Raw genomic sequence first — 6,080 nt, forward strand, 5'->3', positions numbered from 1 at the left:
TTCTAGGCTTCAAATTGCATTTCCGGCATACGCTCTTCCTTCTGTTCCGTAATGACTTTCTCGGATTTAACCTCTTCTTCGCCTTTTACTTCAATCTCTTCCGCATCATCAGCATCATCAAAGGATAATTCCTTTCTGTTTGCGTTTTCTTTGATCTGGTGATTCACGTGAGCCTGAGTAGGGGATATTCCTGGATCATCATCATCCAGAACCGCACTATCATCTGAACTGTTTACAAACATTTTAATGGCACGATTGGTAACTGTACGCTTGGCCATTTCACCTTCAAAATTTTTGTGTGCTGGTGAATTTCCATTTGTAGCACCTTGCTTCCAGGATTGCTTAATTTCATCAATGGTCATGATATCTGTATCCTGAACACCATCAGGAAGTGTAACCACGCAATAAGCGCCTATGATAGGATTTCCGAAATTTTTAAAAGGCTGGTTGTGCTCGGTAATAACACGACGACCATCAGCTTCAATCTTATAGTTGAAATCATCGCCTTCAAGTATAAGGTTGGCTTTTACATCAAGTAATCCCGCTCGTTTTGCGATCATCACCTGACCAAAATAGGATGTCATACAAATCAAGTCATTTCCATAAGGAACGAAATAGCACTGATTCTTAGCAGGGTTTAAGCCTAGTTGAACCATTTTAAACAAGGCCATTGCTATGGTGTTCTTACTACAAGCTTCTAGTACTGGCTTTTTATCTCGTGTTTGTACATCCTGAAGTATTAACCAGGCAGATTGCAAGGCATTTTCAGGTGAATAATTACTAGGGAGTTTAAAGCCTCCTTGTTGAAGTTCAGCAATACGATTCTGAACATTTTCGATAGTAGCTTCTTTTACTACTGCAATTGCATTTTTACTCATAAATTTAAAAGGATTAAGAGAGGGACACGAAAGTCCCTCTGTGGATTAATGTTTAAGCTTCTACTGCTACACGTTTGTTTTGGGTTGCAACTCGAAGCTTTTGATCTGATTCTGATACAATCAAATTGATGATCTGTGATTTACTGGGTATAAGATTGACCACACTCTCGCGGTTATCGATAAAGATTGGCGCGTTTATCTGGTAGTAATTAGTGAGGGTGTTGATGATATCAATACCGGCATTGATTTTACTAGCCGTGTTTGCATCTGAAAAGGGCACACCATCGATGAGTGTGTCACAGGTTTCGGTCTGGCCACCGTTGATCTGAGTGTTAAACATCTTGAAGCTTACTATCTCAAATTTTGAATTGATTCGCTTTTCAAGGGTTTCAATCTTGGCCTTGATGAAGTTCTCAATAACGAACTGCTCACGCTCCTGACTCGCAATCTCTTGAGCCATTGCAGTCTCTTCTTTTGCGAGTTCTTCAATTCGCTGGTCAGCTGCTTTGATTTGATCTTTTTTATTGTACTGAAGGGCTAATTCATTGAGACGCTCTTTAACCTCTCGTTTCTTAGCCTCAAGTTCACTGGTGTCAACCTTCTTAAGTGAATCAGCCTTTTCAGTAAGTCTCTTAATGCTTAATTCTGCAGCTTCCAGTTCTTCATTTTCTTTGATCAGACGATCATAGATTTCATTTTCTGAAGGAAGATCTGCTGTGTCGGCATTGTCGATCTGTTTGGATATTGAATCCATTTGAGATTTCAAATCAGCAACCAGATCAGTGCCTTTAGCAATACGTTCGTCAAGGGTTTTGATTTCGGCTTCTAAGAGTTTAATTGAATCTGTGTTAGCCTTACCGGTTGCGTTGATGCTTTCTAAAGTCTGGCGTTTGTTTTTATTGAAATTTTCTTCAAATTCAGCACGCTTGGCATCAATATCTTCAGCTTCGAGTTCACGCTTACAGGTAGGGCACTTGCAGGCGTTCTCATCCATCTCAAATACCTTGGCATTTTCGGCTTTCCATTTTTCACCAAGAGCTTTGTTTTGATTTTTCAGCGCTTCAATTTCCTTTTCCTTAGCTTCTTTCTTTTGAGCCAAGGTATCACGACCACGATCTGCAGTTTCAAGTTCAGCATCCAGTTCGCTTAGTTTATCGCGCAGCTTACGCACTTCAGAACTTGCTTCAGAATACTGTTTGTAGGCTTCCTTACGTGCTTTGTGCTTTATATCAATGACCTTATCCTCCAGATCGTTGATGCGCTTTTTAATCTCACGCTTTTGCTCAATAAGACCCTGTTCAGCCTCAAGTTCATCGCGCATCTGGGCATCAATCTTTTCAATTTCCTTTTCGGCCTGACCCATTTTCTGATCAATTTGATCGAAATTGATTGCTTCAGGTTTACCACGTTCAACTTCATCAATACGAGTAGGTATCAATTTGAGTTCGGCTTTCATTTTCTTAAGTTTGGCACCAACCTGAGACTGATACTCTTCAAGTGATTTATTAGAAAGCTTTGCAATAAGGTTTTCAAAGTCTTTATCACCACGAGCAATCTCTTCATCAGTAATACCGCCCACCATATCAATGAGTACATTGCGGCGATCCTGCCATTTGAGTGAGTTGAAAGCGATCGGATTGGTGATCATCTTGAATATTTTTTCATCAAGAATATCACTCACCTTTTTAGAATAGTCCCCGGCACTTAGCGGTACTTCATTCCAGAAATAAACGGTTTCGTTACCTGAAAACTCAGCCACTTCAGAACCGCGTTTGGTTACCCATTTTTCACGCAATATGCGTTTGAGTTCTACCAGTTCACCATTAACCTCAAGAATGGCTGTAACCTCGTGCTCCAGCTTAGGTATTACATTGTTTGACTTGTCGAGTGTTTTAATTTCAAAGGCAGTACGATCTGCACTGTCTTTACCAAAAAGTAACCAGGTGAAGGCATCAAATATTGATGTTTTACCAGTACCGTTGTCACCAAAGATGCTGGTCACTGGCCCGAAGTCATCAATGTGAAGTTTGCGAATACCTTTAAAGTTTAAAAGGGTTAGCGATTTGATTTTGATCTGATTCATAATAAAAAAGTGTTTAGTGATTAAGCGAATATTAAATAGGTTACAAGGGCTGAGAATGCTACACCTACGGCGAAGCCTGTAGCTCCACCAATCAAGGCATAGTATTTCTTATCGAGCCGGTCTAATTGTTTGTCTAGTGCATCCATTAAGCTGATTGTTGAGGGTTGTACATTTCCTGAGTTACTTTAACCTCTCTGAAGAAATCATCCATAAAGTGGCGTTCATCCATATTGAGGTCTTCCATCCGTTTGCCGTTTACAAGCCATCGACCGAAACGGAATTCTATATCCATTTTCACAGCAGTAGCATTTGAGCGTTTATATTACAGTCTGTAGAGTATGCTATCATTGCATAGATCATCGATCGGTAAAGAGGTCTATCGATACCTTGATTTTCATAGTGATCAGCTATATCCAGTAAGTGATGGTAAAAAGCAGCCATCTCTTCATCGTTTTCTATGCAGTCATACATTTCAGCGTGAGCGTGCATTTCAAAATTGATTAGTGGGTTACTCACTACGATTTTTTTAAGTACATTTGCCATATTCAAATTGTTTGTGATTAAGCGATTTGATTCTGATCTAAAAGCTATCGGCCACCGGTAGCTTTTTTCATTTGATTGATTCTTCTTTTAGCCAGTTTGCGTTCCACATCTAGCTTGATGCTTTCTTTTACACCCTTTCGGGCGGGGCTCTTAGATGCACCACTATCTGTAAGCCCCTTCTTCAACACCTTCACGGTGTTTTGTAATTGTCTTATCTGCTCTTCTAAAATGTAGATTTGCGTAATTGCCGGATTTCGTGCCATGGCTATGCAGTTTTAAGAAGCTTGCGAAGCTTGGCACCGGCATCTTTATATTCTGCGGCTTGTGCTACACAGTTTTCGATAGCCAAATGAACCAACTCGATAAGACCGGCGATGTTTTGCTCTGTGATCGTGGCGCGTCCTACTACCAAAGAAATGATAGTGTGTATGCCTACACCGCTATTAACAGAAGCTTTGGCGCGTTCTTTACCAGTGGTGTACTTCTTAAGGTATTCAAGCAATTGCTTGCTTGGCTTTGAGCCTATTTGCTCACCTTTAAGCTCTAAGATTTGATTGTTTACAGTTTCCATAGACTATTCGTATTTACGGGCGGTTTTCACGGTTCGGCTTCCTGATCGTACCGGTCTGCGCAATTCCATTGTTTCACAGTTAAAAATGATCATCGACTGGATGAAAAGAAAGGTGAGTGCGGTAAAGAACTCTTTTGGATTCTTCACGATGTATTTGCGTGCGATATCAATCGAACTACGTGCATCCCATTTCTTCATAATGTTCACGGTATGGTTGCACACGGTGCGTGGACTTATGTACAACTCATCTGCAATCTCTTTTTGCAGTTTGCCCTTAGTGATTAATCGGGCAATTGTTTGTTCTCTGGCGGTTAATTCCATTGGTAGATTTTTACTAATTCGATTCTGATCTGTTTCGTAACTCAGGTATTTATCCTTACTTTGTTACATCAACGGTGTAAATATAGTAACAATTGGAACAAATAGAACAATCTAATTGTTAAAATATTTCTATCTGTATCATTTTTTTATGTCTGATCGATTAGAAAGAATTAATAAAGCCCGTAAAATGGCTAAACTTAGCTGGGAAAAAGCAGCTGAAGGGCTTCCTGTATCAGGCCCTGCGCTAAGGATTGCATTTTCCAGAAAAAGTGTAGATGAAATCTATTTGGAACACTTAGAACAATTGTTACAAATAAAAAATGAAAAGGTTTCTGATATAAAAGTCAATGAACCACTAACATACTATGAGAATGGAAGGGGCTTGCAATATGAAGAGATGGCCGGGGGCAAATACTTACTTACCGTGCCACTAGTACCGGTTCGCGCACAGGCTACTTATGTGAGTGAATACACGGATGCTGAGTACATTAATGACCTGGGGAAAGTCTCATTTGTAGTTGATCGTATTGGCCAGGGTAACTACCGAGCATTTGAAGTGATCAACGATTCTATGAACGATGGTAGTATAAACAGCATCCCACACGGTACTATAGTACTAGGCCGTGAACTTCAGAAACACCATTGGACCAGTCCGCTCCGTGTAAAGCAATACCCACATTGGATAATCGTACACCGCGATACTGTGATGTGTAAGGAAATTGTAGAACACGATGTGGAACGCGGTACCATAACCTGCCACAGCTTAAACGATAGCCCGGAATACCAAGATTTTACTATTAACCTCAATGATGTTAAGGAATTGTACAACATCATCAAAAGACAACTTGACTGATTATGAAAAAACTACTTACTACAGTAATGATTATTGCCTTTAGCTATTCCTATGGTCAAATGACTGAAGTAAAAGAGGCAGAGGCTGAAACTATTGGGAAAATTGCTCCGATGGGAAAACTCCACATTGCCATTGAAAAAATGGATGATGAATATAAAATCACTTTTGCGGATGCTAAATATCAATACTTAGACCAGTATCGCTCATTTAAAATATCCGAAACAGATTATGATGATTTGTACAATAGAATCATTTCTGGATACAATGAGATACCAGAAACACCAGTTAAATTAATGCTTGAAGAGGGTGGATATCTGTTTCTTGAATTTGAAAAATCATTTGGAGTAAAGAATTTCAGATTTAATCATTCAATAGATGATAATGATGAAACACTAGCATTTTCAATTTGGATGACTGAAAAGAAGCTTAACCGATTGTTCGATAAAAAGTAAGTATGTACACCGACCATAAAATGTTTGAATTGTTGGAAATTCTGAAGGCTCAGGGTTCCATACGCTTTGATAAGGAGTTCTGTGAAGCTTGTGATATACTTCCTCAGAATCTTTCCAGAGTTCGTAATGGTGATGCACACTTCACACCAGATCACATCAGACGGGTATGCTCGATATTTATAGTTAATGTTAATTGGGTGTTCGGCCTTGAAGAACAGATATTTAGGGGAGTACCCAACGTTAATCGAAAAGTTAACCCAACAAAATCAAATAGACCTTCTGACAATGTTTTGAATTAAAACACGAATTGATAATCAGTGTGTTATCTTTTTAAATCGCTTCTGTCGGTGCCTTCTAAGCAGACGGTCACAGGTTCGAA

Annotated in this window: 10 protein-coding genes; 2 read left to right on the top strand and 8 right to left on the bottom strand. The window is 39.5% G+C overall.

The window, feature by feature from the left end; all coding sequences use genetic code 11:
- Positions 1 to 2: 2 nt before the first annotated feature.
- From CJ305_RS17915 to CJ305_RS17940, 8 genes are read right to left on the bottom strand one after another with little or no spacing between them, the layout of a single operon-like run.
- Positions 3 to 878: a RecT family recombinase gene (locus CJ305_RS17915; RefSeq protein ID WP_099647674.1), complete on the bottom strand. Its 876-nt coding sequence runs from the start codon at positions 876 to 878 to the stop codon at positions 3 to 5.
- A gap of 52 nt (positions 879 to 930) precedes the next feature.
- The gene (locus CJ305_RS17920) at positions 931 to 2,961 is read right to left on the bottom strand and encodes an AAA family ATPase (RefSeq protein ID WP_099647675.1); all 2,031 of its coding nucleotides are present in this window, start codon (positions 2,959 to 2,961) and stop codon (positions 931 to 933) included.
- 20 nt (positions 2,962 to 2,981) lie between these two features.
- Positions 2,982 to 3,107, bottom strand: coding sequence for a hypothetical protein (locus CJ305_RS19770; protein WP_262490595.1), 126 nt, complete (start codon positions 3,105 to 3,107; stop codon positions 2,982 to 2,984).
- Positions 3,107 to 3,253 carry a hypothetical protein gene (locus tag CJ305_RS19520; RefSeq protein WP_189319488.1) on the bottom strand — a complete coding sequence of 49 codons (147 nt, stop codon included), beginning with the start codon at positions 3,251 to 3,253 and terminating at the stop codon, positions 3,107 to 3,109. The genes CJ305_RS19770 and CJ305_RS19520 overlap by 1 nt, the downstream gene beginning before the upstream one ends.
- Before the next feature lie 2 nt (positions 3,254 to 3,255).
- On the bottom strand, positions 3,256 to 3,504 hold the full coding sequence (locus tag CJ305_RS17925; RefSeq protein ID WP_099647676.1) for a hypothetical protein: 249 nt from the start codon (positions 3,502 to 3,504) through the stop codon (positions 3,256 to 3,258).
- Between the two features lie 44 nt (positions 3,505 to 3,548).
- Positions 3,549 to 3,767 (bottom strand): hypothetical protein, encoded by a 219-nt coding sequence (locus CJ305_RS17930; protein ID WP_099647677.1) that lies wholly within the window; start codon positions 3,765 to 3,767, stop codon positions 3,549 to 3,551.
- A 2-nt stretch (positions 3,768 to 3,769) separates the two neighbouring features.
- Positions 3,770 to 4,075, bottom strand: coding sequence for a hypothetical protein (locus CJ305_RS17935; protein ID WP_099647678.1), 306 nt, complete (start codon positions 4,073 to 4,075; stop codon positions 3,770 to 3,772).
- A 3-nt stretch (positions 4,076 to 4,078) separates the two neighbouring features.
- On the bottom strand, positions 4,079 to 4,396 hold the full coding sequence (locus tag CJ305_RS17940) for a response regulator transcription factor (protein WP_099647679.1): 318 nt from the start codon (positions 4,394 to 4,396) through the stop codon (positions 4,079 to 4,081).
- A 187-nt stretch (positions 4,397 to 4,583) separates the two neighbouring features.
- Between CJ305_RS17940 and CJ305_RS17945 the strand changes: the two genes are divergently transcribed.
- Positions 4,584 to 5,249, top strand: coding sequence for a S24 family peptidase (locus CJ305_RS17945; protein WP_143469416.1), 666 nt, complete (start codon positions 4,584 to 4,586; stop codon positions 5,247 to 5,249).
- 2 nt (positions 5,250 to 5,251) lie between these two features.
- On the top strand, positions 5,252 to 5,701 hold the full coding sequence (locus CJ305_RS17950) for a hypothetical protein (protein WP_099647681.1): 450 nt from the start codon (positions 5,252 to 5,254) through the stop codon (positions 5,699 to 5,701).
- Positions 5,702 to 6,080 lie beyond the last annotated feature (379 nt).

Source organism: Leeuwenhoekiella nanhaiensis, from assembly GCF_002744755.1.
Classification (GTDB): Bacteria; Bacteroidota; Bacteroidia; order Flavobacteriales; family Flavobacteriaceae; genus Leeuwenhoekiella; species Leeuwenhoekiella nanhaiensis.

Excerpts from the sequence above, each read along its gene's own strand:
- CJ305_RS17915 (WP_099647674.1), bottom strand. The coding sequence starts at position 878 with ATGAGTAAAAATGCAATTGCAGTAGTAAAAGAAGCTACTATCGAAAAT.
- CJ305_RS17920 (WP_099647675.1), bottom strand. The coding sequence starts at position 2,961 with ATGAATCAGATCAAAATCAAATCGCTAACCCTTTTAAACTTTAAAGGT.
- CJ305_RS19770 (WP_262490595.1), bottom strand. The coding sequence starts at position 3,107 with ATGGATGCACTAGACAAACAATTAGACCGGCTCGATAAGAAATACTAT.
- CJ305_RS19520 (WP_189319488.1), bottom strand. The coding sequence starts at position 3,253 with ATGGATATAGAATTCCGTTTCGGTCGATGGCTTGTAAACGGCAAACGG.
- CJ305_RS17925 (WP_099647676.1), bottom strand. The coding sequence starts at position 3,504 with ATGGCAAATGTACTTAAAAAAATCGTAGTGAGTAACCCACTAATCAAT.
- CJ305_RS17930 (WP_099647677.1), bottom strand. The coding sequence starts at position 3,767 with ATGGCACGAAATCCGGCAATTACGCAAATCTACATTTTAGAAGAGCAG.
- CJ305_RS17935 (WP_099647678.1), bottom strand. The coding sequence starts at position 4,075 with ATGGAAACTGTAAACAATCAAATCTTAGAGCTTAAAGGTGAGCAAATA.
- CJ305_RS17940 (WP_099647679.1), bottom strand. The coding sequence starts at position 4,396 with ATGGAATTAACCGCCAGAGAACAAACAATTGCCCGATTAATCACTAAG.
- CJ305_RS17945 (WP_143469416.1), top strand. The coding sequence starts at position 4,584 with ATGGCTAAACTTAGCTGGGAAAAAGCAGCTGAAGGGCTTCCTGTATCA.
- CJ305_RS17950 (WP_099647681.1), top strand. The coding sequence starts at position 5,252 with ATGAAAAAACTACTTACTACAGTAATGATTATTGCCTTTAGCTATTCC.